This window comes from Micromonospora sp. WMMD558, assembly GCF_049315255.1.
Lineage (GTDB): Bacteria > Actinomycetota > Actinomycetes > Mycobacteriales > Micromonosporaceae > Micromonospora.
Window position 1 is genome coordinate 2,385,560 of sequence record NZ_CP186061.1, and the last position, 26,799, is coordinate 2,412,358.

Annotated in this window: 22 protein-coding genes and 2 pseudogenes; 11 read left to right on the forward strand and 13 right to left on the reverse strand. The window is 72.4% G+C overall.

The genetic code is table 11. The features are described from left to right. Positions 1-80: 80 nt before the first annotated feature. Positions 81-392, reverse strand: a pseudogene (locus tag ACN26Y_RS11680) (PspC domain-containing protein); the annotation flags it as partial. Between the two features lie 144 nt (positions 393-536). Between ACN26Y_RS11680 and ACN26Y_RS11685 the strand changes: the two are divergent. The 3 genes from ACN26Y_RS11685 (at position 537) to ACN26Y_RS11695 (ending at position 3,867) form a co-directional block, all read left to right on the forward strand. After that, a complete protein-coding gene (locus ACN26Y_RS11685; protein WP_155330312.1) occupies positions 537-1,484 on the forward strand; it encodes an NUDIX hydrolase in 948 nt (315 codons plus the stop codon). A gap of 123 nt (positions 1,485-1,607) precedes the next feature. After that, complete coding sequence (locus ACN26Y_RS11690) at positions 1,608-2,522, forward strand: NUDIX hydrolase (protein WP_422734919.1); 915 nt, start codon at positions 1,608-1,610, stop codon at positions 2,520-2,522. Positions 2,523-2,964: 442 nt separating this feature from the next. After that, positions 2,965-3,867, forward strand: coding sequence for a CDP-alcohol phosphatidyltransferase family protein (locus ACN26Y_RS11695; protein ID WP_155334040.1), 903 nt, complete (start codon positions 2,965-2,967; stop codon positions 3,865-3,867). Between the two features lie 67 nt (positions 3,868-3,934). On the opposite strand, the gene ACN26Y_RS11700 is transcribed toward ACN26Y_RS11695, so the two are convergent. The 3 genes and pseudogenes from ACN26Y_RS11700 to ACN26Y_RS11710 form a co-directional block, all read right to left on the reverse strand. Further along, the gene (locus tag ACN26Y_RS11700) at positions 3,935-5,188 is read right to left on the reverse strand and encodes a phosphatidylserine decarboxylase (RefSeq protein ID WP_155330313.1); all 1,254 of its coding nucleotides are present in this window, start codon (positions 5,186-5,188) and stop codon (positions 3,935-3,937) included. 447 nt (positions 5,189-5,635) lie between these two features. After that, positions 5,636-5,878: pseudogene (locus tag ACN26Y_RS11705) on the reverse strand (hypothetical protein); the annotation flags it as partial. Further along, on the reverse strand, positions 5,875-7,536 hold the full coding sequence (locus ACN26Y_RS11710; RefSeq protein WP_155330314.1) for a PspC domain-containing protein: 1,662 nt from the start codon (positions 7,534-7,536) through the stop codon (positions 5,875-5,877). The pseudogene ACN26Y_RS11705 and the gene ACN26Y_RS11710, both read right to left, overlap by 4 nt. Positions 7,537-7,708: 172 nt before the next feature. Here ACN26Y_RS11710 and ACN26Y_RS11715 point away from each other — a divergent pair, with 172 nt between their 5' ends. Together ACN26Y_RS11715 and ACN26Y_RS11720 are read left to right on the forward strand one after the other, a co-directional pair. Then, positions 7,709-8,974, forward strand: a complete 1,266-nt coding sequence (locus tag ACN26Y_RS11715) for an ATP-binding protein (protein ID WP_155330315.1) — start codon at positions 7,709-7,711, stop codon at positions 8,972-8,974. Then, positions 8,974-9,660, forward strand: a complete 687-nt coding sequence (locus ACN26Y_RS11720; RefSeq protein WP_422734709.1) for a response regulator — start codon at positions 8,974-8,976, stop codon at positions 9,658-9,660. Before ACN26Y_RS11715 ends, ACN26Y_RS11720 begins: the two co-directional genes overlap by 1 nt. A gap of 31 nt (positions 9,661-9,691) precedes the next feature. Here the strand turns inward: ACN26Y_RS11720 and ACN26Y_RS11725 are convergent, their stop codons facing one another. Continuing rightward, positions 9,692-10,426, reverse strand: a complete 735-nt coding sequence (locus ACN26Y_RS11725; RefSeq protein ID WP_422734710.1) for a PIG-L deacetylase family protein — start codon at positions 10,424-10,426, stop codon at positions 9,692-9,694. A 223-nt stretch (positions 10,427-10,649) separates the two neighbouring features. Between ACN26Y_RS11725 and ACN26Y_RS11730 the strand changes: the two genes are divergently transcribed. From ACN26Y_RS11730 to ACN26Y_RS11750, 5 genes are all read left to right on the forward strand, one after another. Then, positions 10,650-12,287, forward strand: coding sequence for a peptide ABC transporter substrate-binding protein (locus ACN26Y_RS11730; RefSeq protein WP_155330318.1), 1,638 nt, complete (start codon positions 10,650-10,652; stop codon positions 12,285-12,287). Positions 12,288-12,387: 100 nt separating this feature from the next. Then, on the forward strand, positions 12,388-13,398 hold the full coding sequence (locus ACN26Y_RS11735) for an ABC transporter permease (RefSeq protein WP_155330319.1): 1,011 nt from the start codon (positions 12,388-12,390) through the stop codon (positions 13,396-13,398). 75 nt (positions 13,399-13,473) lie between these two features. Then, the gene (locus ACN26Y_RS11740; RefSeq protein WP_155330320.1) at positions 13,474-14,421 is read left to right on the forward strand and encodes an ABC transporter permease; all 948 of its coding nucleotides are present in this window, start codon (positions 13,474-13,476) and stop codon (positions 14,419-14,421) included. A gap of 5 nt (positions 14,422-14,426) precedes the next feature. After that, positions 14,427-15,464: an ABC transporter ATP-binding protein gene (locus tag ACN26Y_RS11745; protein WP_155330321.1), complete on the forward strand. Its 1,038-nt coding sequence runs from the start codon at positions 14,427-14,429 to the stop codon at positions 15,462-15,464. Then, entirely contained in the window at positions 15,457-16,467 is a 1,011-nt protein-coding gene (locus ACN26Y_RS11750) for an ABC transporter ATP-binding protein (RefSeq protein WP_155330322.1), read from the forward strand. Before ACN26Y_RS11745 ends, ACN26Y_RS11750 begins: the two co-directional genes overlap by 8 nt. Positions 16,468-16,736: 269 nt before the next feature. Here ACN26Y_RS11750 and ACN26Y_RS11755 read toward each other — a convergent pair whose 3' ends face one another. After that, on the reverse strand, positions 16,737-17,075 hold the full coding sequence (locus ACN26Y_RS11755; RefSeq protein WP_155330323.1) for a chorismate mutase: 339 nt from the start codon (positions 17,073-17,075) through the stop codon (positions 16,737-16,739). Positions 17,076-17,389: 314 nt separating this feature from the next. Here ACN26Y_RS11755 and pcrA point away from each other — a divergent pair, with 314 nt between their 5' ends. Next, positions 17,390-19,783, forward strand: coding sequence for a DNA helicase PcrA (pcrA, locus tag ACN26Y_RS11760; RefSeq protein WP_155330324.1), 2,394 nt, complete (start codon positions 17,390-17,392; stop codon positions 19,781-19,783). 229 nt (positions 19,784-20,012) lie between these two features. On the opposite strand, the gene ACN26Y_RS11765 is transcribed toward pcrA, so the two are convergent. The 7 genes from ACN26Y_RS11765 to ACN26Y_RS11795 form a co-directional block, all read right to left on the reverse strand. Further along, on the reverse strand, positions 20,013-21,215 hold the full coding sequence (locus ACN26Y_RS11765) for an ABC transporter permease (protein WP_422734711.1): 1,203 nt from the start codon (positions 21,213-21,215) through the stop codon (positions 20,013-20,015). Next, positions 21,212-21,919, reverse strand: a complete 708-nt coding sequence (locus ACN26Y_RS11770) for an ABC transporter ATP-binding protein (RefSeq protein ID WP_155334041.1) — start codon at positions 21,917-21,919, stop codon at positions 21,212-21,214. The genes ACN26Y_RS11765 and ACN26Y_RS11770 overlap by 4 nt, the downstream gene beginning before the upstream one ends. A gap of 2 nt (positions 21,920-21,921) precedes the next feature. Beyond that, on the reverse strand, positions 21,922-22,980 hold the full coding sequence (locus tag ACN26Y_RS11775; protein ID WP_155330326.1) for a peptidoglycan-binding protein: 1,059 nt from the start codon (positions 22,978-22,980) through the stop codon (positions 21,922-21,924). Then, complete coding sequence (locus ACN26Y_RS11780) at positions 22,977-23,558, reverse strand: hypothetical protein (protein WP_155330327.1); 582 nt, start codon at positions 23,556-23,558, stop codon at positions 22,977-22,979. Before ACN26Y_RS11780 ends, ACN26Y_RS11775 begins: the two co-directional genes overlap by 4 nt. A 237-nt stretch (positions 23,559-23,795) precedes the next feature. Continuing rightward, entirely contained in the window at positions 23,796-24,938 is a 1,143-nt protein-coding gene (locus ACN26Y_RS11785) for a sensor histidine kinase (RefSeq protein ID WP_155330328.1), read from the reverse strand. Continuing rightward, the gene (locus ACN26Y_RS11790; protein WP_155330329.1) at positions 24,938-25,594 is read right to left on the reverse strand and encodes a response regulator transcription factor; all 657 of its coding nucleotides are present in this window, start codon (positions 25,592-25,594) and stop codon (positions 24,938-24,940) included. The genes ACN26Y_RS11785 and ACN26Y_RS11790 overlap by 1 nt, the downstream gene beginning before the upstream one ends. A 246-nt stretch (positions 25,595-25,840) precedes the next feature. Then, entirely contained in the window at positions 25,841-26,602 is a 762-nt protein-coding gene (locus ACN26Y_RS11795) for a M23 family metallopeptidase (RefSeq protein WP_230688961.1), read from the reverse strand. Between the last annotated feature and the right edge of the window lie 197 nt (positions 26,603-26,799).

Consider the following 26,799-nt stretch of genomic DNA (forward strand, 5'->3'; position numbering starts at 1 on the left):
TGAGGCGCCGGCCGGCTCTGCGGCGTCGGGACCGGCGCGGTGGTCGCCTCGGGCGTCGCCGCCGGCCACGGGGCCGGCTGCGCGGGCGGGGTAGCCGTCGTGGTCCCGGCCGTCGGCGTGGTTTCGGCCGTCGGCGTGGGCGCGGCCGCCGTCGGGTGCGGCCAGGCGGGCGCGCCGGCCGGCTCCTCCGGCATCAGGAACCACATGATCGGGTACGCGAGCAGCGCGAGGCCGCCGGTGAGCAGGCCGGTGACCGCGAAGATCACCCGGATCAGGGTGGGGTCGACGTCGAAGTAGCGGCCGACTCCACTGGCCACCCCGGCGACCATCCGGTCGGTGACGGGGCGGCGGAGCTGCTTGTACGGGGCTTGGGGAATACCGGTGGTCGTCATGTCTCCACGGTCCGCGCCGGGCTGCCGGTCGACCTCGGTGACCGCCCGGATCCATACCCTGACCCGCCCCTGATGCGGGAGCCTAGAGTCAGGAATCTGACTCTTTTCGATGCCGGTAGCCGGTTGCGGGGAGAATTTGGCCCCGTGACCACCATGCTGGAGCCGCTCCGCAGGATCGCGGCGTACGCAGTCTGCACTGACTCAGTCGGTCGGGTGTTGCTGGTCCGCGCATCGGAGCGCTCCGGCACCCCCGGCACGTGGTCGCTGCCCGGAGGCGCGGTCGACCACGGCGAGGATCCGCACCACACCGTCGTCCGGGAGACCGCGGCCGAGACCGGGCTCTCGGTCAGCGTCGCCGGCCTGAAGGACGTGCTGGCCGACATGCGGGCGCTGCCCGAGCGGGGCATCACCATCCACACCGACCGCCTCCTCTACCGGGTGTCGGTCCGTGGCGGAACGCTCACCGACCGGGTCGACCGGCCCACCGACCTGGCCCGCTGGTTCACCCTCGACGAGGCCCGCGAGTTGCCGCTGCGCTCGTTCACCGCGCGTGCCCTGGGCCTGCCGGCCTCCTCGGCGGACATCGTGCCCGACGAGCCGCCCGAGTTCCCCTCGTTCTACGCGGTGCCCGGGCCGGACGGCCTGCACCGGGCGCAGCGCTTCGCCGCGTACGCCGTGGTCACCGACCCGGAGGGGCGGGTGCTGCTCACCCGCGTCTCGGACGGCTACCCGGGAGCCGGGTGCTGGCACCTGCCCGGCGGCGGCACCGACTACGGCGAGCAGCCGGGCGCCGCGCTGATCCGGGAACTGGTGGAGGAGACCGGGCAGACCGGGCGCCTGGTCGAGCTGCTCGGGGTGGCGAGCCACCGCGACGCCGCCTCGCTGGGGCCGGAGGGGTACCCGATCGACTGGCACGGCGTCCGCGCGTTCTACCGGGTCGTGGTCGACCAGCCCGCGCCGCCGACCGTCGCCGACGTGGGCGGCTCCACCTGCGAGGCCCGCTGGTTCGCCCGGGAGGAGCTGGGCGCTCTCCCCAGCGACCGGCTCACCGAGGTGACGGCGGAAGCCGTCCAGGCCGCCCGCCTGACCTGATCGCCCACCTCACCCCGGGCTCGCCCGGCGCCGCACACGTCGATCATGAAGTTATTGTCGGGACACGCCGGTGTCGACGGCGATAACTTCATGATCGACGTAGTGCGGACGGGGGACGGGTTCGTGGAGCAGCGGCGACGGGTGGCGGCGTACGGGGTTCTGCGGGACGCCGATGGGCGGGTGCTGCTCGCGCGGGGGTCGGCCGCGTGCCCGTACCCGGGCGTCTGGCAGTTGCCCGGCGGCGGGCTGGTGCACGCCGAGCACCCCGCCGACGCGGTCGTGCGGCAGTTCGCCGAGGAGAGCGGGCTCGCCGTGGCGGTGGCCGGGATGCGGGCCGCCGTCGCGGACGTGGCCACCTTCGCCGACGCCGGGATCGCGCTGCACACCGACCGGCTGGTGTTCGACGTGACGGCGCGGGGTGGCACGCTCCGGCCGGAGCCGGCCGGGGGCAGCGACGAGGTGGGCTGGTTCACGCCCGCCGAGGCGGCGACCGTGCCGCTGATGCCCTTCACCGCCGAGCTGCTCGGGCTGGCCGTCACGCCCCTGCCACCGGGGCTCCCCACGGCCCTGCCGGCCGACCAGGCCGCCCCGCTTCCGGCGGGCCGGCGGCAGCGCTTCGGGGCGTACGGGCTGGTCACCGATCCGCGGGGCCGGGTGCTGTTGACGCGGATCGCGGACGGTTACCCGGGCGCCGGCCGCTGGCACCTGCCCGGCGGCGGCACCGACCACGGGGAGGCGCCGGAGCCCGCGCTGCTGCGTGAGCTGGTCGAGGAGGCCGGCCAGCTCGGGCGGGTGGTCGAGCTGATCGGCGTGGACAACCTGCACAACCCGGCCGCGCTCGGGCCGGAGGGGTACCCGCTGGACTGGCACGGCGTCCGGGTGGTCTACCGGGTGGCGGTGGACGGGCCGACCGAGCCGCGGGTCACCGAGCTGGCCGGGGGGTCGACCGAGTGCGCGGCGTGGTTCGACGTCGGTCAGCTCGCCGGCCTGCCGCTGACCGACATCGCCAGCCGCGCGATCACGGAGCGTGTTGGCTGAACCGTCGGCCGTCGGGGGCCGTACGTGAGGACACGGCGCCTGAGCACGGCGACCGGCAAAGCATTAAACAGGTATATATCGGTCATCAGGGATGCCGGGACTCGCTCGCCGCGACGACCTCGCCCAGGTCCGGTACATTCGAGTGAGGGAGTTGGCGGTGAAACGGGCGATGCGGCCCGGGATGGGAATATGAGAGCGGTTCGCGCGGTTTAAGGGAGATATAAGTACCGCCGGCAGCTATCGCCAATCCCCGTTCCCCTATGCGATGGTGTACTCCGCAAAACGGCTGCCGGGCCAGAGAGGTCCGGCACGAGACAGCCGGACACCCGCCGCCGAGGCGGTGAGCCGATCCGGTGATGGAGGAAACGTGCCGAGAGCCCCATGGCGCCGGCGTCGTACGACTGACAGTCCGCGCCCCGCAGGGCGCCGTTGGGCGGGCCGGCTGCGCCGCAGCAGCACGTTCGCCCGCCAGGTGCTGCTGGTCCGGGTGGGTCGCCGGGACGGCGACCTCCGTGCCGGCACCGACGTGGCACTGGTCGAGCGCCGGTACGCGGACACCCGGTACGGCCGGTACGACGCCGAGATCGAGGCGGTCGTCCCGGTCAGCCCCGCCCTCGCTCCCGCGTCGCCGGTCGACGACCCGACGGCGATGTCGATCCCGCTGCTCCCCGGCGAGCGGACCGTCGCCCGCCGGATGAAGTTCGCGGTGGTCAACGCGTGCACCCTGGCCAGCCTCATGCTGGGCATGCTGGCGATCTTCCTCGCCATGCAGGGTGAGGTGCGGGTCGCGGCCCTCTGCCTGATCGCCTGCGTCGCCTTCGACGGTCTCGACGGCGCCCTGGCCCGCAAGCTCGGTGTGGCCAGCCCGTTCGGCGCCCAGATGGACTCGCTGGCCGACATGTGCTCGTTCGGCCTCGCCGCTCCGGTGGTGGTCTACGCCTCGCTGGCCGGCTCCGTGCCGCCGGCCGCCGCCGCGGTGGCCTGCGCCCTCGTCGCCGCCTGCGCCGCCATCCGGCTCGCCCGGTTCAACGTCTCGCCGAAGGACGGCCGCTTCTTCTGCGGCGTGCCGACCACCATGGCTGCCGCGGTGCTCGCCCTGACGGTCGCCATCGGGCTGCCGGTGTCGGGGCTGGTGCTGGTCAGCGGGGTGACGCTGCTCGCCTTCGCCATGGTCTCCAGCTTCCCGTACGCGAAGCTCGCCCGCCTGGTGAAGCTGCCGCCGTGGCTGTGGCTGGCCCCGGTCCTCGGCGCGCTGGTCGACATCCGGCTCACCTTCGCCCTCGTCGTCGCGGGCTACCTGCTCAGCGGCCCGGTGCTCTGGCTGCGCCAGCGTCGCACCGTCTGACGATCAAGCAGCAGGAAAGGGGCGCCGCGGGTATCCGCGGCGCCCCTTTTCAGCTTGTTGGCGGAAGTCAGCGCCAGCGGGCGATGACGGTCGACCCGCCGACCACCTTGTCACCCGGGCCGACCAGCGGCTCCGCCGCCTCGGCGGGCAGGTAGACGTCGGTGCGTGAGCCGAACCGGATCAGCCCGAAACGCTCGCCCTTCGCCAGCAGCGCGCCGATCGGCGCCCGCTGCACGATCCGCCGGGCGATCAGCCCGGTGCGCTGCGCCACCACCACCGTGCCGTGCGCGGTGTCCAGCACCGTGTACGCGGCGACGTTGTGCTCGGCCTCCGGCTTCATCGCGTTGACGAAGCCGCCGTCGGCAACGAAGTAGTCGACCACCTTGCCGGCTACCGGGGAGCGGTTGACGTGCACGTCGAGCACCGACAGGAAGACCGCGATCCGCAGCCACTCGCCGTCGCCGAAACGCTCGTCGTGCAGCCGCTGCACGGAGAGCACCTGCCCGTCGGCGGCGGCGACCACGGCAGACGGGTCCTCCGGCACGTCCCGCTCCGGGTCGCGGAAGAAGGCGGCCACGGGCGCTGCGGCCAGGGCGGGCAGCAGCCACAGCTTCGACCTGGGCCGGGTCAGCCGGGCCAGCCCCGCCAGCCCGAGCGCGATGCCCGCGGCGGCCACGCCGTTGGAGTCGATGTGCATGGTGCGGGTCAGCGGCACGCTGGACGGCCGGTACGCCGGAGCCAGCCCCGCGGCCGCGGCGGCGTCGACCGGGGTGAACCGGAGCCGGTGCACCCGCAGCGGCGGGTTGTTGCGCAGCACCAGGTCGCTGCCGACGCCGTACAGCGCGCCCTGGCGGTCCAGCTCGTCGGCGGCGCCGGCGCTGCGACCCGGGGCGACCGGCGCGGCGACGCTGAGCACCGCCCCGTCGGCCAGGTACTTGCCCAGCCCTTCGATGGCGGCGCGGGTCTCCTCGGCGGTGCCGGTGAACGGCTCACCGACGATGGCGACCGCCGCTACCTCGGCCTCGGCCAACGTCTCGACGACGCGGACCCGCTCGGCGACCCAGCGGCCCTGCGTGGAGACGTGCTCACGCAGCGGCGCGGCGCTCGTCGCGGCGGCCGGCACCACGGTGAGCGTGTCACCGGGCAGCAGCGCCTCGATCGCCGCGGCGAGCACCGGGGACTCCGGGCTGGCGCCGACCAGGAGGGCGGCCTTCGGGTCGTTGATCCGGGCGAACTCGGCGACGAGGGTACGGGCGGCACGCTCGCCGATGCGGACCGGACCGGACCGGCCGGAGAGGCGCACGGCGGGGGACTGGGTCATGTCGGGCGGGCTCCTGACGGGTCGGGACGACGGTTGAGGCGGAATACCGGCACGGCCGGCGCCGGCATCGGCCGTGGCCGGCCCGGCGCGGGCGTGCGGCGACCGGCCGGGACGGTCTCCACCGGCCAGCATATGCGCCGCCGTGCGGGCATCGCACCGCCGCGGTCAGCGGCCGTCCCCCCCGGCCGGTGGGGACGGCGGCCAGTCCCCGGGAACGTCCGCCGGCCGGTCCTCGACGGCCTCGTCCCGGCGGTCGGTGACCGCCTCCGTCGGCCACTCGTCGGCGTCCTCCCGGCCGGCGTTCCCGCCGGCCGGGGCGCCCGACAGGGGCGCCGACACGTCCCGGTCCGGGCGGCCGGGCACCGGCCACCCGTCCGCGTCCGTCCTGGCGGTCTCCCCGGCCGCCACCTCGGGCACCGGGTGCGTCGAGGTCGGGGCGACCGTCCCGGCGGGTCCGGTGGTCCCGTCGGTCGTGGAGATCCCGTCGGTCCCGGCCGGGCGGGTAGAGCGTGCGGCGCGCAGCGCGCCCACCAGTCCGAGCACGCCGACCAGCAGCAGCGCCCCGGCCAGGAACCAGCCGACCGGCGGCAGGACGAACCCGAGCAGCCGGGCGACCAGCCACCACGTGGCGAGGCCGACGAAGAGGAGCCCGAACGCCAGGGACACGAGGTCGGTGCGATGCGCCCTCACCGGGTCACCTCCAGCTTGCCGGCGTTGACGTGGATGTAGAGGCGCAGTTTCCCGCCGCCGGGGCCGTTCGCACCCAGGTCGGTGGTCTCGCGCAGCGGCCCGTCGACCCCGCCGGCGCGCTCGTCGAGCGTCCCCGAACGGCGGCCGAAGACGACCGCGTCACCGGCGTTCACGTCGGCCAGGACGGTCACGTCGACGTCCGGTGGGACCACAACGGTGGCCTCGCCGAAGTTGACCGCGACGGTGATCTCGGTGTCCTTCCCGTCGAAGTCCACGGCGCGGAGGTCGAGCACCGAGTCGCCGAAGCTGTTCTCGTACCGGGTCGCCAGCTCCGCGTGGCTGGCCGGGGCCCAGGTCACCGCGCCGTCCACCCCCCGGATGTGGTCGTACGACTCGGCGACGGTCGCCACCGTCAGCGCGGCGGCGGTCACCAGCCCGAGTGCGATCAGCCACCGGGCCCGGCCGAACCAGGTGCCGACGAGCAGGCCGAGGCCGATGGTGGCCAGGGCCGCCGCGAAGTACGCCGAGGCGCCGACCGGGAAGACGTCCAGCAGGTCGAGGACGGTCACCACGCCGAGGGCGAGGAAGATCAGCGAGAAGGTCACCGCACCGAGCGCGGACCGTTCCCGTGGCCGCTTCGGCGGGCGGGGCGCCGGCGTCGGCGGTGCCACCGGACGTCCCGCGTACGGGCCGTGCGGCGCGAACGGTGGGCGGTAGCCGCCAGGGGGCGGGGTCGGCGGCCCGGACGGTGCCGGGGGCCAGGTCGGCGCAGCCGGCGTACCGCTGACCGGAGACGCCCACGCCGAGGGCGCCGGGCCGGCCGGCGTCCCGCCCCACGCCGGCGGCGCGGGCGGCGGCGCCATGCCTGCGGGCGTCGCCGCCGGCAGTTCGGCCGTCGGTTCGGCGGTCCCGGGCGTGGTCACCGGCAGCGGCGACGTGGTGACCGGCAGCGGCATGGTCGGCGCGGCCGACTCCGCCGCTCCGGCGGGTGGCACGGCGCCCGCCGCGAGGGTCGGGCCCCCCGGGGCGGCCGGATGACCGACCGGGGCCGGGTAGGCCACCGGCGGCACCGGGCCGGGTGGCGCGGGGGCGGCACCCGGCGGGGCGCCGCCGACCGGCGGGCCACCGGGGCGCTCGCGGTTGAGCAGCAGCGCCCCGCAGACCAGGATGGCCGCGCCCAGCAGCACGGCCCGGAACGCGTCGGTGACGATGAAGGCGAAGCTGACAGCCACCAGGATGCTGAGGACGATCACGGTGACCGGGGACATGCTGGACCGCCCACGGCCCAGCATCGACTCGACCGGCGAGGCGCTGTCGCCCTCGCCCGGGATGATCAGCCAGGCGGAGACGTACACCAGGATGCCGATGCCGCCGAAGAAGCCGAGCACCGCCAGCAGCACCCGCCAGAGCACCGGGTCGGTGTTCGTCGCCCGGCCGATGGCCGCGCACACGCCCGCCAGGTACCGGCCGTCGTGCGGTCGGACCAGCCCGTACCGCGAGGTGAAGCTGGTGCCGCCGCCCGCCGGCGGGGCGGCGGCCGGGGTGGGCGGCGCGCCGGTCGGGTCCTGCGGCGGAGGTGGCGGCCCGCCGGCCGGCGGGGACGCCGCGGGTGGCGGCGGCACCCCGGGCGTCGGGGACTGAGCGGCTTCCTCGGTCATGCCCTCGATCCTGCTCCCCGTGTCGCGTCGGCGACCTCAGGAGGAGACCCTGACACCACCCTGAGATCCGGGCGGCCCGGATGTCCGGGGCGTCCCCGTGGTCGGGCGGCGGCGTGCCGTGTGACGATCGAACCGGCGCCGGCAGCGGACGGTCGCCCACACCGTACCCGTCGTGACCAGGGAGCCCCCGATCAGCACCGTGACCCAGCCCCCTCGCCTCTACCGCGCCCCCGAGCACCGGATGGCCGCCGGGGTGGCCGCGGGCATCGCCGAGCACCTCGGCATCTCGGTGCTCCGCGTCCGGGTCGCCTTCATGGTGCTGCTCGGGCTGAGCGGTCTCGGCCTGCTCCTCTACGCCGCCTTCTGGGCGGTGGTGCCGCTGCGACCGGGCGACACCGCCGTACCTCCGCGCCGCGACGTCGCGCAGCTGCTGCCGTTCGTAGCGATCGGGCTCGTGGTGCTGCTGCTCCAGATGGTGCTCTTCGACTCGGTGGGCGCGGCCGGCACCGCCGGGTGGCTGGTGGCGATCATCGCGGTCGGCGCCGGGGTGATCTGGCACCAGTCCGCTCCCGAGCGGCGGCGGCAGTGGGGCGAGGCGATGCCGGTGCCCTGGCTGAGCGCGGTGGTCGAGGAGAGCGACCGGCGGGCGTTCGTGCTGCGGTTCATCGGCGGCGGCGTGCTCGTCGCGGTGGGCATCATCGGCGTCGCGGCCGTCTACTCGCCGGCCCAGAACTTCGACGCGGTGCTCAACGGCGTGATCTTCGCGCTGGTCGGGCTCGCCGGCGTCGGGGTGGTCGCCGCGCCGGTGCTCTGGCGGACGTGGAACCAGCTGCGCTCGGAGCGCGAGGGACGGATCCGCGAGCAGGAGCGGGCCGAGCTGGCCGCGATGGTGCACGACCAGGTGCTGCACACCCTCGCGCTGATCCAGCGCAACGCCGGTGACGTGAAGACCGTGCAGCGGCTCGCCCGGGGTCAGGAGCGCTCGCTGCGCAACTGGCTCTACAAGCCGACCGGCTCCCCGACGGAGCGTTTCGCGGCGGCCCTGGAGCAGGCGGCGGCCGAGGTGGAGGACACCTTCGCGATCACCGTGGAGACGGTGGTCGTCGGTGACCGGGAGACCGACGAACGGGTGGGCGCGCTGGTGGCCGCCGCGCGGGAGGCCCTGGTCAACGCCGCCCGGCACGCCGGCGTGCAGACCGTCTCGCTGTACGCCGAGGTCGAGCCGGAGCAGGTCAGTGTCTTCGTCCGGGACCGTGGGAAGGGCTTCGACCCGGATACGGTGGAGGACCACCGGCACGGTGTCCGGGGCTCGATCATCGGGCGGATGAAGCGGCACGGCGGCCGGGCGGAGATCCGGTCCGAGCCGGGGGAGGGGACCGAGGTCCGGTTGATCCTGCCGATCTCCCGGGACTCGTCCACGGCGGAAAGGGACAGGTGATGGCGGAGCAGACGACGGGCCCGGTCGAGGAGACGGGGGCCGCCCCGGAGCGGCTGCGGGTCTTCCTCGTCGACGACCACGCGATGTTCCGGGCCGGGGTGCGCGCCGAGCTGGGTGTGCACGTCGAGGTGGTGGGTGAGGCGAGCACGGTGGCCGAGGCGGTCAGCCGGATCGCCGCCACGGAGCCCGACGTGGTGCTGCTCGACGTGCACATGCCCGACGGTGGCGGCCGCGCGGTGCTCGAGGCCATGCGGCGTACGCACCCGCAGGTGCGGTTCCTGGCGCTGAGCGTGTCGGACGCCGCCGAGGACGTGATCGGGCTGATCCGCGCCGGCGCGCGGGGCTACGTCACCAAGACCATCTCACCGGACGAGCTGGCGGCGGCGATCCGCCGGGTCGCCGACGGGGACGCGGTGTTCAGCCCCCGGCTGGCCGGGTTCGTGCTGGACGCGTTCGCGGCCCGGCCCGACGCGCCGGTCTCCGATCCCGAGCTGGACCAGCTCACCAACCGCGAGCGGGAGGTGCTGCGGCTGCTCGCCCGGGGGTACGCGTACAAGGAGATCGCCAAGGAGCTGTACATCTCGATCAAGACGGTCGAGACGCACGTGTCGAACGTGCTGCGCAAGCTCCAGATGTCCAACCGTTACGAGCTGTCCCGCTGGGCGGCCGACCGCCGCCTCGTCTGACCGTGCCGGCTGGGCCGGCCGGGGTCGCCGCTCACTCCGTCCGCAGGACGGTGAACGCCTCGGCGAGGCGGCCGGGCGGCAGGCCGGCGTCGGCCGCGATGGCGGTGAGCTGGTCGCGTACCCAGGTGTCCACGTCGAGGTGGGCGGTCTGCGACCGGTGGGCGCGCATCGCGGCGACCTTGCGGTGGTAACTGTCCGTGACGTCGACGGCATGGTCGGGTGCCGGGCCGCCCGCGTACCAGACCTCCCGCACCACCCACGGCTCCAGGCCGGCGGCGAGCAGGTCGGGGTACGCGAACGGGTTGCGCGCGTCCGGGTAGACGGCGCAGGTGGCCGCCTCGCCGACGGCCTGGTGGTCGGGGTGTCCCGGCCCGGCGATGTGCTCCCACCGGCGCAGGGGTGAGCTGGTCAGCACCCGGTCCGGGCGGAACCGGCGGATGGCCGCGGTGAGGTCCCGGCGGAGCTGTGGCGTCGGCGCGAGCGTGCCGTCGGCGTACCCGGTCAGGACGTTGACCTGCCGGACGCCGACGGCGGCGGCCGCCGCCCGCTGCTCCTCCGCGCGTTGCCGGACCAGCTCCGGCCGGGGTGTCTCGTCGTATCCCCCGGCATCACCCTCAGTAACCAAAACGTAGGCGACCTCGATCCCGCCGCCCGTCCAGGTGGCCACGGTGCCCGCACAGCCGAAATCCACATCGTCCGGGTGGGCGAAGATGGCGAGGGCCCGGCGCACGTCGGCCAGGGGCGTGGCGGAGGGCGGAAAGGTCATCGTGGATCGACCCTACCCGTGGCGAACCGGCCCGGCGGGAACGTTCCCGCAGCTCTTACCACGCCTGACCGGGGAGGGTGCAGCCGCCTCCGGACGGATGTACGCACCGTCCCGGCCGGGTATCGGGTTGATAACACGCCTTCCCGCCACCGTGCATCGGGTGTCACAGTGGCAGGCACCTCACAACCCCCTCGTGAGCCGAGCGCCCTGAGGAGGCACTCCCATGCGCGGGAAATTCCTGAAGGTGGCGGTCGCGGCGACCGCCACCGCCATGTTGGCCACCGCCTGCAGCAGCGGCGGCGACGACTCGAACGACGCTGCCGGCCAGGCGGGCGGCGAGCTCCGGGTCTACAACGCGGAGCCGGCGTTCCTGCTGCCGTCCGCCGGTGACGACGAGCCGTCGCTCTACGTGATCCGTCAGATCTACCGTCAGCTGGTCAAGTACAACGCCGAGTCCGGCGCGCCGGAGAACGACCTGGCCGAGTCGATCACCTCGGACGACCAGAAGCTCTGGACGATCAAGGTCAAGAGCGGCTACACCTTCGACAACGGCGAGCCGGTCAACGCCGACGCGTTCATCCGGGCGTGGAACTACGCCGCCTACGGCCCCAACGGCCAGAACAACGGCTACTTCATGAAGCGGATCGCCGGCTTCAAGGACGTCCAGTCCGAGGACCCGGACGGCGAGGGCCCGAAGAAGGCCCCGGAGCCGAAGGCCAAGGAGCTCTCCGGCCTGAAGAAGGTCGACGACCTGACCTTCACCGTCGAGCTGGCCGAGGCGTTCTCCGGCTTCCCGACCACGATCGGCTACCCGGGCTACTCCCCGATGGCCAAGGCGTGCATCGACGCGGCCGACAAGTGCAACGAGACCCCGATCGGCAACGGCCCCTACAAGATCGAGGGCAGCTGGCAGCACAACGTCGGCATCAACCTGGTCCGCAGCGAGTCCTGGAAGGGCGAGCCGGGCAAGCCCGACAAGATCACCTTCCGGATCTTCGCGGACGTCGACGCCGGCTACGCCGCCTTCCAGGCCGGCGAGCTGGACGTGATGTACACCCTGCCGCCGGCGCGCTACAAGGAGGCGAAGTCCACCTACGGCGACCGCCTCTTCGAGCTCGCGGGTGACAGCCTCACCTACGTCGGCATGCCGATCTACCTGCCGGAGTTCAAGGACAAGAAGATCCGCCAGGCGCTCTCGCTGGCGATCGACCGGCAGTCCATCATCGACGCCGTCTTCGACGGTCGGCAGGCCCCGGCCACCGGCTACATCGCGCCGTCCTTCCAGGGCGCCCGCGAGAACGTCTGCCAGTACTGCAAGAAGGACGTCGAGAAGGCCAAGGATCTGCTGCAGCAGGCGGGCGGCTGGCCGGCCGGCAAGAAGCTGCAGCTCTGGGCGAACGCCGGTGCCGGCCACGAGCAGTGGCTGCAGGCGGTCGGCGACCAGATCAAGGCCGCGCTGGGCATCGACTACGAGCTGAAGATCAACCTGCAGTTCGCCCAGTACCTCGAGACCGCGGACGCCAAGAAGTTCACCGGTCCGTTCCGTCTCGGCTGGGGCCCGGACTACCCGTTCCTGGAGACCTTCCTCTCGCCGCTGTACAGCACCGGCGCGGACAGCAACAACTCCACCTACGCCAACCCGGAGTTCGACAGCCTGCTCCAGCAGGGTGACAGCGCCAAGTCCATCGAGGAGGCGATCCCCTTCTACCAGAAGGCGGAGGACCTGATCCTCGAGGACCTGCCGGTCATCCCGATGTGGTGGCGCAAGGAGGCCGCGATCTACAGCGAGAACGTCGACAACTTCGTCTGGAACAAGGTCTCGGACGCCGACTACGCTGCGACCTCGCTGAAGCAGAACTGAGCTTCAGACTCCTGATCCAGCCGTAACAGGACGTGGCGGCAACGGTCACCCCACCAGGGCGATCGTTGCCGCCACGTCAGCGCCGAGAGGAGACCCCGACATGGGGCGCTACGTCATTCGACGGTTGCTCCAGTTCATCCCCACCGTGCTGGGCACCATGTTCCTGCTGCACTACATCACCTCGCTGGCGATCCAGTTCAGCGGGAACCCGGTCCGGGCCATCTTCGGCGACCGGACGCCGCCGCCGGCCCTGCTGCAGGCGATCACCGAGCGGCTCGGGTACGGTGACCCCTGCCTCGACCAGAAGGGCAACCCGTGCCTCGGGCTGTTCGTCGATCGGGTCACCGGCGTCTTCCTCGAGTTCGACTTCGGCATCAACCTCCGCCAGCGTGAGGTCACCGATCTCGTGGCGGACGCTCTTCCGTACACCTTGAAGCTGCTGGTGATCGCGATCGTCTTCCAGTCGGTCGTCGGTATCGCCGCCGGCGTGTGGGCGGGCCTGCGGGGCGGTAGCTTCGCCGACAACCTGGTCAAGATCAGCACCGTGTTCGTGATCTCGGTCCCGATCTTCGTGCTCGGTGTCGTGGTGCGGGAGTTCGTCGGGGTCAAGTTCGGCAACGTCCTGCGGGACCAGGCCTGGATCCCCGAGGTCATCTCGAACGGCATCTTCAGCCCGGGCTTCAAGCCCGACTATCCACTGGCCAGCCTGGTCATCCCGGGCATGGTGCTGGGCGCCGTCTCGCTCGCCACCACCGCGCGACTCACCCGGACCAGCATCATGGAGAACATCCGGGCCGACTACGTGCGGACCGCGCGGGCCAAGGGTCTGGCGAACAAGCGGGTCATCGGTGTCCACACGCTGCGCAACTCGCTGATCCCGGTCATCACCTTCATCGGCGTCGACATCGGCTCCGCCATGGCCGGTGCGGTGGTCACCGAGACCATCTTCAACGTGCCCGGCATCGGCCGCCTGGTGACGTTCTCGGCGCGCACCGGCGAGTCGTCCGTGGTCATCGGCGTGGTGACGATGCTGGTGCTGGTCGTCCTGGTCGCCAACCTGCTGGTCGACATCCTGTACGCCGTCCTCGACCCGAGGATCCGCTATGAGTGACCGGACCAGGGCGAGCAACCGGTGGCGGGAGACCCCCGCCGCCCGCGGCAGGGCAGAACGAAACGAGGTGTGGACATGAGCGACCTGACCAGTGCCGGCACCGCCGTCGGCGGCGCGCCGGTGGGCGGTGACGGGCCGGCGGCGGCGGGGGACCCCGCGACCACCGGTGGCAAGGAGCGCAGCGCGAGCCTGTGGGCGGACGCCCGCCGGCAACTGGTCCGCGACCCGGTCTTCATGATCGCGTTCCTCTACATCCTCGTGGTCGGCTCGATGGCGGCCTTCCCAGGGCTGTGGACGAGCCAGGACCCGCGCGACTGCAGCACCGACCGCTCCCGGGTCGCGCCGAGCTGGGATCACCCCTTCGGCACCGACATCCTCGGTTGCGACTACTACTCGCACGCCATCTACGGCGCCCGCCCCTCCATGATCATCGCGATCATGGCCACCGGCGCCATGATCCTGATCGGTGGTGCCCTCGGCCTGCTCGCCGGCTACTACGGCGGCTGGGTCGACGCGGTCATCTCCCGCGTGATGGACATCTTCCTCTCGCTGCCGTTCCTGCTCGGGGCGATCGTGTTCCTCACGGTCATCAAGCGGCAGAACCCGGTGACCATCGCCCTGGTGCTGTTCCTGCTCACCTGGCCGGTCATCTCGCGGATCATCCGCGGTAGCGTCATCTCGTCGAAGGACCTGGACTACGTGCACGCCGCGAAGGCGGTGGGCGCGACCAACGGTCGGCTGATGTTCCGGCACATTCTGCCCAACGCGATCGCGCCGATGCTGGTGTACGCGACCATCGTGCTCGGCTCGTTCGTCGCCGCGGAGGCCACGCTGACCTTCCTCGGTGTCGGGCTCCAGCCGCCCGCCCAGTCGTGGGGCATCATGATCTCGACCCACCAGGTCTACTTCCTGGAGGACCCGTGGCTGCTGCTCTTCCCCTGCGGGCTGCTGGTCGGCACGGTGCTGTCCTTCATCCTCATGGGTGACGCCCTGCGTGACGCCCTCGACCCGAAGTTCCGGTGAGTCCCATGAGCACTGATGTGAACGTCAAGCTGGACGCCCTGCCCGGCCTGGACCCGAACGCCATGCCGCTCCAGGTCAAGGACCTGCACGTGGAGTTCCGCACCCGGAACGGCATCGCGCACGCGGTCAACGGCGTGAGCTTCGACCTGCGGCCGGGTGAGACCCGAGCGATCCTCGGCGAGTCCGGCTGCGGCAAGAGCGTCACCGCCCAGGCGATCATGGGCATCCTGGACAGCCCGCCCGGTTTCATCACCGGCGGTCAGATCCTCTACCGGGGCGTGGACCTGCTGAAGCTGCCGGAGGCGCAGCGCCGCAAGGTCCGGGCGAACCGGATCGCGATGATCTTCCAGGACGCCCTGTCGGCGCTGAACCCGGTCTTCACCGTCGGCTTCCAGCTCAGTGAGCTGTTCCGCAAGCACCGCGGCATGTCCCGCAAGGACAGCAAGGCGCGCGCGGTCGAGCTGCTCGACCTGGTCAAGATTCCGGCGGCGAAGCAGCGGGTGAACGACTACCCGCACCAGTTCTCCGGCGGTATGCGCCAGCGCGTCATGATCGCCATGGCGCTCGCGCTCGACCCGGAGGTGCTGATCGCCGACGAGCCGACCACCGCCCTGGACGTCACCGTGCAGGCGCAGATCATGACTCTGCTCGCCGAGCTTCAGCGCGAGCGGAACATGAGCCTGGTGCTGATCACGCACGACATGGGCGTGGTCGCCGACGTTGCGGACCGGATCTCGGTCATGTACGCCGGTCGGGTCATCGAGGAAGCGCCGGTGGAGGACATCTACGCGAGCCCGGCCCACCCGTACACCAAGGGCCTGCTCGAGTCGATTCCGCGACTGGACCTCAAGGGCCAGGAGCTCGCCGCCATCAAGGGGCTGCCGCCGGCGCTGACGAACATCCCGAAGGGCTGCTCGTTCAACCCGCGGTGCCGGTACGCGCAGGACGTCTGCCGCCAGGAACCGTCGCCGCCGCTCTACCAGGTGTCGCCGGTCCGGACGGCCGCCTGCCACTTCTGGAAGGAGGTCAAGGCCGGTGTCTGACATCGTGCTGGAGACCCGCGACCTGGTGAAGCACTTCCCGCTGACCCAGGGGATCCTCTTCAAGAAGCAGGTCGGCGCGGTCCGCGCGGTCGACGGGATCAACCTGCAGCTGCGCCGTGGCGAGACGCTCGGCGTCGTCGGCGAGTCCGGCTGCGGAAAGTCGACCCTGGCGCGGATGCTGGTGGGTCTGGAGACCCCGACCTCGGGCGACCTCTTCGTCCAGGGCAAGAACATGTCGAAGGTGAGCGGCGCCGAGCGGCGTCGCGGCCGGCGGAACATCCAGCTCGTCATGCAGGACCCGTACACGTCGCTCAACCCGCGGATGACCGTCGGCGACATCGTCGGTGAGCCCTTCGAGGTGCACCCCGACGTGCTGCCCCGGGCGAAGCGGCGGGCGCGGGTCCAGGAGCTGCTGGAGCTGGTCGGCCTCAACCCCGACCACATCAACCGGTACCCGCACCAGTTCTCCGGCGGCCAGCGCCAGCGCATCGGCATCGCCCGGGCGCTCGCGCTCAACCCGGAGATCATCCTCTGCGACGAGCCGGTCTCCGCCCTGGACGTGTCGATCCAGGCGCAGGTGATCAACCTGCTGGAGAAGCTCCAGAACGAGCTGGGTCTCTCGTACATCTTCATCGCCCACGACCTGTCCGTGGTCCGGCACATCGCCGACCGGGTCGCGGTGATGTACCTCGGCAAGGTCGTCGAGATCGGCACCGAGGACCAGATCTACGAGAACCCCACCCACCCGTACACCCAGGCGCTGCTCTCGGCCGTGCCGGTGCCGGACCCGAAGCTGCGCGGCCTGCGGGACCAGATCGTCCTCACCGGTGACGTCCCGTCGCCGGCCAACCCGCCGTCGGGCTGCCGGTTCCGGACCCGGTGCTGGAAGGCCCAGGACATCTGCGCCCAGCAGGAACCGGTCCTGGAGGTGCGGGAGAAGTCGGCGCACCCGAGCGCCTGCCACTTCGCCGAGGTACGCGACGTGGTGCACGCGGTCGAGTAGTAGCCCTCCAGACGCCGTCGCCCCGACCACCCTGACGGGGCCGGCGGTGAAGGTAGTGCCTCCTCAGTGACCCGGGGCGCCGGCCGCACCACGGCCGGCGCCCCGGTCCTCGTCTCCCGCCCGTCGCCGGCCCGCGGCGAGCGGACGCCCACCGGGCACGGCTGCGGGGCCGCAGACCCGAGGCGTGGTGCGAAGGGTCGCGGCGGGGCGGCGCGCGGTCGGCCCCAACGCGGGGCCGCGGCCGGCCCCAACGCGGGCCGCGGCCGGCCTCAGAGCGGGCCGCGGCCGGCCCGGAGCAGCAGCATCGCGAACTGGGTGCCGTCCGCGCCGAGCGCCGACCGGAACCGCTCCAGGATCTCCTGCTCCCGGGAGAGCACCAGGCGGGTGCCGCCGGAGGCCATCCGGGTCGCCCCGACCTGCTGGGAGAGCCGGGCCCGTTCCTGCCACAGCTCGATCAGCGCCTGGTCGATCTCGTCGATGCGCTGGCGGATCTCCGCGATCCGGGCCGCCGCCAGCGGCTCCTGGGTGCCGGTGCGGGGATCGACGGAGCCGCCGGCCCCGCCCGCTTCGGCCCGGCTCCCGTTCTGCTCCGCCACGTCTGTCATCATCGCCGTACCCTTCGGATGTCGGGCCCGGTGCCCGGATCCCGGGACGGAAAAGCCCCGGGCTCGCGGAGCCCGGGGCTTTCGTAGGTCTGGTTGATCAGGCGCGACCTACGGCTGCCGGACTCCCGGAGCCGTAGTAAAAGTAGAAGCGCTGACCGAACACGCCGTCGAGTATGCCGTGAGGGCTGCGACGGGCGCAAGGAAAGCCGTTAACAAGGGGCCCTTCCACTACCGGAGACGTTAAGAAGGGGCCCTTCCTTACACCCGGGGCGTGCGTGGCGGGTTTCGTCGGGGCGGCGGCATAGACTCGCCGTGCGATGCATCCTCTCTTCGACATCCCCGTGTCCCCGCCCGCGCCCGAGCCTGCTCCGCCGCGCCGGTCCGCCGCCGCGCGCCTCGACCCGCAGCAGCTTCTCGACGGGCTGAACGGCCCCCAACGGGACGCGGTCGCCCACGCAGGGTCGCCGCTGCTCATCGTGGCCGGCGCCGGATCGGGCAAGACCCGGGTGCTGACCCACCGGATCGCGTACCTGCTGGCGGCGCGGGACGTGCACCCCGGCCAGATCATCGCGATCACCTTCACCAACAAGGCCGCCGGCGAGATGAAGGACCGGGTGGCCGCGCTGGTCGGCCCGCGCGCCCGGCTGATGTGGGTGTCGACGTTCCACTCCGCCTGCGTCCGCATCCTGCGGGCCGAGCACGAGCACGCCGGCCTCAAGTCCACGTTCTCGATCTACGACGCGGACGACTCCCGCCGGCTGATGCAGCTCGTCGCCCGCGAGCTGGATCTCGACCCGAAGCGCTACCCGGCACGCGGCCTGGCGGCCCAGGTGTCCAACCTGAAGAACGAGCTGGTCGACCCGGAGGCGTTCGCCGCCCGGGCCAAGGGCCCCAACGAGCGGGCGCTCGCCGAGGCGTACACGCTCTACCAGCGGCGGCTGCGGGAGGCGCACGCGCTGGACTTCGACGACCTGATCATGACGACGGTGCACCTGCTCCAGTCGCACCCGCACGTCGCGGAGACCTACCGGCGCCGGTTCCGGCACGTGCTCGTCGACGAGTACCAGGACACCAACCACGCCCAGTACGTGCTGATCAAGGAGCTGGTGTCCGGCACCGAGGGGCTGGAGCCGGCCGAGCTGTGCGTGGTGGGTGACGCCGACCAGTCGATCTACGCGTTCCGGGGCGCGACGATCCGCAACATCCTGGAGTTCGAGCGCGACTTCAGCGACGCCCGGACGATCCTGCTGGAGCAGAACTACCGCTCCACCCAGACCATCCTCAACGCGGCCAATGCCGTGATCGACCGCAACACCTCCCGCAAGCCGAAGCGGCTGTGGAGCGACGCCGGGTCCGGCGACCCGATCGTGGGCTACGTCGCCGACACCGAGCACGCCGAGGCGGACTGGGTGGCCCGGGAGATCGACCGGCTCGTCGACGACGGGGGCACCCGCCCGGGGGACGTGGCGGTGTTCTACCGCACCAACGCCCAGTCCCGCGTCTTCGAGGAGGTGTTCATCCGGGTCGGCCTGCCGTACAAGGTGGTCGGCGGGGTGCGCTTCTACGAGCGCAAGGAGGTCCGCGACGCCCTGGCGTACCTGCGCGCGGTGGTCAACGACGACGACACGGTCAGCCTCCGCCGGATCCTGAACACGCCGCGCCGGGGCATCGGGGAGCGGGCCGAGGCGTGCGTCGAGGCGCTCGCCGGCCGGGACCGGATCTCCTTCGGCGCTGCCCTGCGCCGGGCCAAGGACGCGCCGGGCATCTCCACCCGGGCGGCCAACGGCATCGCCGAGTTCGTCGCGCTGCTCGACGGCGCCCGGGAGCTGGCCGAGACGGGCACCCCCGAGGAGGTGCTGGAGGCGCTGCTGACCCGCTCGGGTTACCTGACCGAGCTGGAGGAGAGCCTCGACCCGCAGGACGCCGGCCGGGTCGACAACCTGCAGGAGTTGGTCAGCGTCGCCCGGGAGTACACGGAGCGGGTCGAGGCGCTCGGCGCCGAGGGGGAGCGGGCCACGCTCGCCGGCTTCCTGGAGCAGGTCGCGCTGGTCGCCGACGCCGACCAGGTCCCCAGCGACGACCCGGAGCACCAGGGCGTGGTCACCCTCATGACGCTGCACACCGCCAAGGGCCTGGAGTTCCCGGTGGTGTTCCTGACCGGCCTGGAGGACGGCGTCTTCCCCCACCTGCGCGCCCTCGGGGACACGCGGGAACTGGAGGAGGAGCGGCGCCTCGCGTACGTGGGCATCACCCGGGCCCGCCAGCGCCTCTACCTGTCCCGGGCGGTGACCCGCTCGGCGTGGGGGCAGCCCGCCTACAACCCGCCGTCCCGGTTCCTGGAGGAGCTTCCCACGGAGTTGGTGCGTTGGGAGCGCACCGAGGGCTCGTACACGTCGTGGGCCGGCGGTGGCGGAGGCGTGGGTGGCCGCGCGGACCGCGCCGACCGCGGCCGTGGCGGCTTCACCGGGGGGACCCCGAAGGCGGCGCAGCTCGCGAAGCGTCTCGGCGTGGACGGCAGCCGGCTGGCGACGGCGAGCGAGCTTCCGCAGGCGCCCAAGGTGGCGGTCGGGGACCGGGTCAACCACCAGCGGTACGGGCTGGGCCGGGTGCTCGCCGTGGAGGGGCACGGTCCGGGGGCGCGGGCCCAGATCGACTTCGGCGACCAGACGATGTGGCTGGTCCTGCGGCACGCCCCGATCGACAAGCTCTGAGCCGCGGCCAGGGACTGCCTGAGCAGGTGCGGTGAAGGCCGCGGATTCGGCCCGGCTGAGCGCCGGGCGCTCCTGCTGGTACGGCTGCTGAAGCCGGGCACCGGCGAACCCATGTTCGAGGTCGTGGGGAAACCCGACCGGTCCGGCAGTTGCGACCAGTACTCGGGCGGGTCCGCACCGGCCGCCGGCCGGCGGCGACCCCCGATCGGGACGCCGCCGGCCGGTCGGCTCAGACGCCCGCCAGCGCTTGCGTCGGCGTGAGCCGGGCGGCCCGCACAGCGGGGTAGAGCCCCGCGACCGCGCCGATCAGCAGCGTCGCGGCGAACCCGCCCGCCGTCGCCCATAGCGGCACCACGGCCGGCCAGTCCTGCGTGGCCGCGTACCCGGCGGTCACCACGACGCCGATCAGGATGCCGCCGAGACCGCCGAGCGCGGACAGCAGCAGCGACTCCACCAGGAACTGCAGCAGGACCTGGCCGCGGGTGGCCCCGAGCGCCCGGCGCAGGCCGATCTCCGAGCGGCGTTCGAGCACCGAGATGACCATCGTGTTCGTGACGCCGATCCCGCCGACCAGCAGCGCCACCGCGCCGAGGCCCAGCAGCAGGCCGCTGAACGTGTTCTCGGTGATCATTCTGGCGGCCAGCGCGTCGGACGGCCGCGAGACCAGGACCTCGTGGGGCGCCCCCGGTTTCACGGTGCGCGGCAGGGCCTTGCGTACCTCGGCCACCGCGTCCTCCGCCGTACGCGTGTAGACGGTCGTCGCGTTCCCGTCGAAGCCGAGGTAGTTCTCCGCGGCCGACCAGCCGACGAACACGGCGCGGTCCAGGTCCTCGGCCAGCGGCACCGGCCGCAGCACGCCCACAACGGTGAAGCGGTGCTTGCCGAGCACGATCTGCGGCCGTGCCGCGGCGTCGTCGATGCCGAGCCGCTGCGCCGCGGTCCAGCCCAGCACGGCGGTGGGAAAGTCGGCGGTGGGCTGGCTCAGCCAGTGCCCACTGACCGGGCTGAGCCCGACCGTTGCCGGCAGGTCGAGGTGGCCCGCGTACACGGTGAGGCTGCCGGTCTGCACGGGGTTGACGTGCTCGTTGCGGTACGCGTGCACGTTGGGCAGCCGTCCGACCGCCGACACCGCCTCCACCGACGCGATTCTTGCGATCATGGGGATCGCCTCTTTCGGTAGTTGCGTCGGCTTGTCGGCCGACGATCTGCCCGGCTCGACAGTCAGCAGGTTGGTTCCCAGGTCGTCCAGCTGCCGGTTCAGTTCGGCCTGGCTGGAGCTGGAGATACCGACCACGGCGATCATCGCGGCGATGCCGATCGCGATGCCGAGCGCGGACAGGAACACCCGCAGTCGGCGTGATCGCAGCCCGACCGCGCCGAGCCGCAGCACGTCGGCTGGCGACAGCCGCCCGGGGCGGGGCGGGGCGGTCACCGGGCCGCCCCGACCCGCGCGGCGAACGGCACCACACCGGGTTCGCGCTCGTCGCGCACAATGAGCCCGTCGGAGACCTCGACCCGCCGCGGCAGCCGTGCCGCCAGCTCCCGGTCGTGGGTGATGACCACGACGCTGGTGCCGGTCGCGTTCAGCTCCGTCAGCAGGCCCAGCACGGTCTCGCCCGAGGCGGAGTCGAGGTTGCCGGTGGGCTCGTCGGCCAGCAGCAGCGGCGGATCGCCGACCAGCGCCCGGGCGATCGCCACCCGCTGCCGCTCACCGCCGGACAGCTCGTGCGGACGGTGGTGCAGCCGGTGGCCCAGGCCGACCCGTTCCAACGCGGCGTCGGCCCGCCGCAGCCGCTCCTGGGCGGCCACGCCCGAGTAGAGCAGGCCGTCGGCCACCGCCGCGCGCACCGCGACGCCCGGGGTCAGGTGGAACTGCTGGAAGACGAAGCCGATCGTGGCGGCCCGCAGGCCGGACAGCTGCCGGTCGGAGAGGGCCGCCACGTCGTGCCCGCCGATGCGGACCCGGCCGCTGGTGGGGCGGTCCAGGGTGCCGATCAGGTTGAGCAGGCTGGACTTACCCGATCCGGAACGCCCGACGACGGCGACCGCCTCGCCGTACGCGATGTCCAGGCTGACCCCGCGTACGGCCCGTACCCCGCCGGGGTAGGTCTTGGTGACGTCCGTCAGCTCGACCACGTTCACTGCGCCACCCCCACGGTGACGCCCTCGGCGATGCCGTCGCCGCTGATCTCGACCTTGCCGCTGGCGAACAGCCCGGTCTTCACGGGCACGACCCGGCTGGTCGCGCCGTCCCGCAGTTCCACGCCGTAGCCGCGCTCGCCGACGGCGAGCAGCGCCTGGATCGGCACCACGAGCACGTCGGCGCGCTCGGCGGTGACGAAGCGGACCGAGACCGGCCCGGGCTGCGGCTTGGCGGTGGCTTTCAGGGTCAGCTGCACGGTGACCGTGGGCTCCCCCTGATCCGGCGCCGGACCTGCGGGCGTGTCGCCGGGGGACGCGGGTGGCACCACGCCGCGCACGGTCGCCGCCACCGGTGCGCCGTCGGGCAGCGTGACGGTGGCCTTGGCGCCCTTCTTGGCCAGGTCGGGTTCGGCGGCCGGCACCTTCGCGGTGACGATGAGGGTGGTCGGGTTGGCGGTGAGGATGTCACCGGCGGCCGGCGCCCCGAGCCGGGCCGTCTGGGTGGCGATCCGCAGCGGGCCGGGTGCGACGATCACGTCCGTCGGCGCCACGGTGCCCGTGTCAGGCAGCCCCAGGTCCTTCTGCCACCGCTTGACGGCGGCCGCGGTCGACGCGGAGTAGGAGTCGTCGGCCTCGAAGCCGGTGTACTTCAGCGCGACCAGGTTCTCCTCGAGCTGGGCGACGTCCGGGCCCTCGACCCCGTCGGCGAGGACGCGGTAGAACGGCAGCTCGCCGTAGAGCAGCACGACCGGGTTGTTGTCCGCACGCAGCAGCGGCTGTCCGCGCCGCACCGTGCTGCCGGCCGCCGCGAGCCAGGTCAGGGTGCCGGCCGCCTTGGAAGTGATCGCCGACGGCTGGCCGTAGCCGATCTCGCCCTCGACGACCGTGGCCGCCGTGATCGTGGACCGCGTCACCTTGACGGTGTCGACGGCGGGAGCGCCGACGGGGGTGTCGTCCCCGCCCCCGGCGAAGACCCCGGCGGACATCGTCGCCGCCGCGGCGACCACCGCGGCGGCGACGACACCGAAGAGCACCCGGCGAGATCGGCCGCTCATCCGACGCCCGTCAGGTCGCTGGTGTCGGGCAGACAAATCTTCGCCGCCGCCTTGGCCGCCGGCTTCTCCATCATGGCTCGGTGCTTCTCCTTGAGGCCTCGCAAGGCGGTCTCGTCGGCCGGGGCCGGGTTGGGATCAGGATCCGGGAAGTCCGGCACGCCGTTGTCGCGCATGCACTGCGCGTTCGCGCGGGCCTCGCGCAGCTGCTCCTCGCTCGGCTTGCTGAGCGTGTCCTTCACCGGGCGGTCCAGCGCGGGCCACTTCTCGAAGCACTGGACCAGTTCGGGAGTCACCGAGTCCGGCATGCCCGAGAATTCCTCCCCCACCTTGTCGTGGCCGAGGTAGCGGACTCCCGTAGCGCCCTGCTCGTGCAGGCACGTCACAAGGTTCTGCATCTGCTTGTCGTAGGCGTCCCACTCGCCGGCGGTGCCGGAGTTCGCCGCGCCGCCGGTAGTCTCCGACTGGTCCGGCCCGCACGCCGTCAACACCGCCACCAGCAACGGCGCACACGCCGCCAGTGCCGCGTACCGGATGCCACGCGGTGAACGCCGGCTCACCCGTCTGCCGTCGATCGGCATCTACTTCTCCTCTGGACCAAGGTTTGCGCATCGCGTACGACGTATCCGTTTCGACGGGAACGTCGCGGCCATGCCTGTGCTGGACGCCGGCGGGGTTCACCGGCCGTCTCGGTACACAGGTCACCAGAGGTGGTGTTATGGGGCGGTGAGCAGAGTTCCTCACATCCCGCTAACATCATCTAAAGTCGATGTATTTACTGATTCTTCAGGTGCAGTCGTGGGCATGCCCGCAGGGCGTCACGGGCGGGGCAGGATCACGCGCACGGACAGGCCGCCGTCGGGACGGGGGGTGGCCAGCGCGTCGCCGCCGTGAGCCTGGGCGACCGCCCGCACGATGGACAGGCCCAGACCGCTGCCCCGGGCCGAACCCACCCGATCGGTGAGCCGGCGGAACGGCTCGAACAGCACCGGCACCTCGTGCGGCGAGATCAGTGCGCCCGTGTTGGTCACGATGATCTCGGCCTGCCGGACCTCGGCCAGGGTCTGCACCCACACGAAGCCGTGCGGGTGGTTGTAGCGGACCGCGTTGTCGACCAGGTTGCGGATCAACTGCTCCAGCAGGATCGGGTCGCCGACCACCGGCGCCGCCGCGAGTTGCGCCTGGACCTGCACCCGCTGCTCCGCGGCCGCCTTCGCGGTGACCTCGAGCGCATACCCCGCCAGTTGCGCCAGGTCGACCGACCGCCGGTCGGTGACTGCCTCCTCCGCCCTGGCCAGGGTGAGCAGCGAATCGATCAGCCGTTCGTGGCGCAGGTTGACCGCGAGCAGGGTGTCGCCCAGCTGCCTGACCTCGGCCGGGCTGTCCGGGCGGCCCATCGCAACCTCGACCAGGGTGCGGTTGAGCGCGATTGGGGTCTTCAGCTCGTGTGCGGCGTTGGCGATGAACCGGCCCTGCCCGGCGAATGCCCCGTCGAGGCGGTCCAGCATGCTGTCGAACGAATCGGCCAGGCTCTTCACCTCGCCCGGCGGGGCGTCCAGGTCGATGCGCTTGTGCAGGGTGCGCCCCGCGATCCGGTGCGCGGTCTTGGTGATCATGCTGAGCGGGCGCAGCAGCCGCCCGGCGACGAACCAGCCCGCCGCGGTGACCAGCACCCACACCGCCAGCAGCGTCATCCCGCCCTTGAACAGCAGGTTCGCCTGCATCGAATCCATGATCGCCTGCTTGGAGACGAAACTGCGCTCGATGTGCTCACTCGCGACCGCCTGTTGCTCCGGCGGGAGCAGCCCGTACTTTTCGTTGTACGCGACGTTCAGGCTGAACTCCATGCTGTTGTCGACCAGGATCAGCATGCCCGCCAGCACCGCCCCGCCCGCCAGGGCGAACAGCAGGCTGAACACGACGGTCAGCCGGACCCGCAGGCTGCCGCGCCACTCGCGCATCAGCGGATCCGGTAGCCGACGGCGGTGACCGTCTCGATCGGCTGCGGCTCGCCCAGCTTGCGGCGCAGCCCGCTGATGGTGACCCGGACGATGGTGGTGAACGGGTCCATGTGCTCGTCCCAGACCTTTTCCAGCAGCGTCTCGGCCGACACCACCGCGCCTCCGGCCCGCAGTAGCTCCTCCAGCACCGCGAACTCACGACGGGACAGGCTGACGTAGCGGCCGTCACGGTAGGTCTCGCGGTGGTGCGGGTCGAGCCGGATGCCGGCCCGTTCCAGCACCGGCGGCGTCGCCGGTCGGGCGCGCCGGCCGAGCGCCCGCACCCGGGCCACCAGCTCGGCGAACGCGAACGGCTTCGACAGGTAGTCGTCGGCACCGAGGCTGAGCCCGGCGACCCGCTCGGCCACCGTCACCGACACGGTGAGCATCAGCACCCGCACGTCCAGGCCCTGCGCCACGACCTGGCGGCACACCTCGTCGCCGTGCACCCGGGGCAGGTCGCGGTCGAGGACCACCACGTCGTACGCGTTGACGGCGAGCTTCTCCAGTGCCGTCGCCCCGTCGTAGGCGACGTCGACGGCGATGGCCTCCTGCCGCAGCCCCTCGGCGACGGCCTCAGCCATCAGCACCTCATCCTCCACGACCAGGACCCGCACCCCGCCACCTCTCGACCGAACCGCCGACCGACCGACCGCCAAGTATGCATGGGCGTTGTGAGCAGGGTGTGAGTGAATTGTCGTGACCGGGCCGAGCCGGTCGCAGACCGCCTGCGGGCCGGTCGGGTCATCGGTGGCGGCGAACCCTTTGGACAGCGCGGTGAAGCCGATGCCGGCCTTGCCCGCCTGCCGCGCGGCCCACTCATGCCCGTTGAGAAACCGCCAGATCTATTGAGCTACGAGCCGTCAGCAGGCCACGTCGATGCCCCGGGCGCGCAGGAACGGCGCCGGGTCGATCTGGTTCCACAGCTGGCCCTGGTGCACCTCGAAGTGCAGGTGCGGGCCGGTGGAGTCGCCGGTGGAGCCCTCCAGGCCGATGGTCTCCCCGGCGGCGACCGGGTCACCGACGCTCACCTTCGCGGTGCTCAGGTGGGCGTAGTGGGTGAGGTAGCCGTTGCCGTGGTCGACCACGACGGAGATGCCGTAGCCGTCGCCGGCGTCGCCGGCCTTCTCCACGGTGCCGCGGTACGCGGCGCGGACCGGCGTGCCGGCGGGCATGGCGAAGTCGATTCCGGCGTGGAGGACTCCCCAGCGGGGGCCGTAGCAGGAGGTGATCTCCGCGCCCTTCATGGGGATGACCCACGTCGGCTTCGGCCGGGTGGTCTTCTTCGGCGTCGGCTTGGCCGTCACCGTCGGCTTGGCGGTGGCCTTCGGTGTGGGGCTGGCAGTGGACGGGCCGGGCGTCGGGCTCGCCGGGGTGGGGCTGGCCGACTCGCGGGCGGAGCGGTCGGCCCGGGCGGCGGCGTCGGCGCGGGCCTGTGCGTCGATCGCGGCGGCGGCCGGCACGGTGGCGTCGTCGTTACCTGTTGCGGCGACCGCGACGCCCCCGAGTCCGAGTCCGGCCACCGCGACCGCCGTGGCCATCAGCACGCGGGTACGCGTGCTGGCCCGCCTGCGGTGCCGGACGGGGGCGATGTTCTCGGTCGGGTTGGAGCTGTCGTCCTGCACTACGGACCTTCACTGATCGAGGGGCATGTGACCTCGAAATACTGGTGTCGGTCCGGATCAGGCCGGATAAGGGGACCGGGGCGGCGGCGGCGGGTCCGATGTGGTCGAGGGCCCTATGTCCCCTGCTGTCCGGGAATGCCGCGAAAGTCGATCATGGATGGCCGTGTGCTTGGCCACATCCCGTGATGTGACCCAGG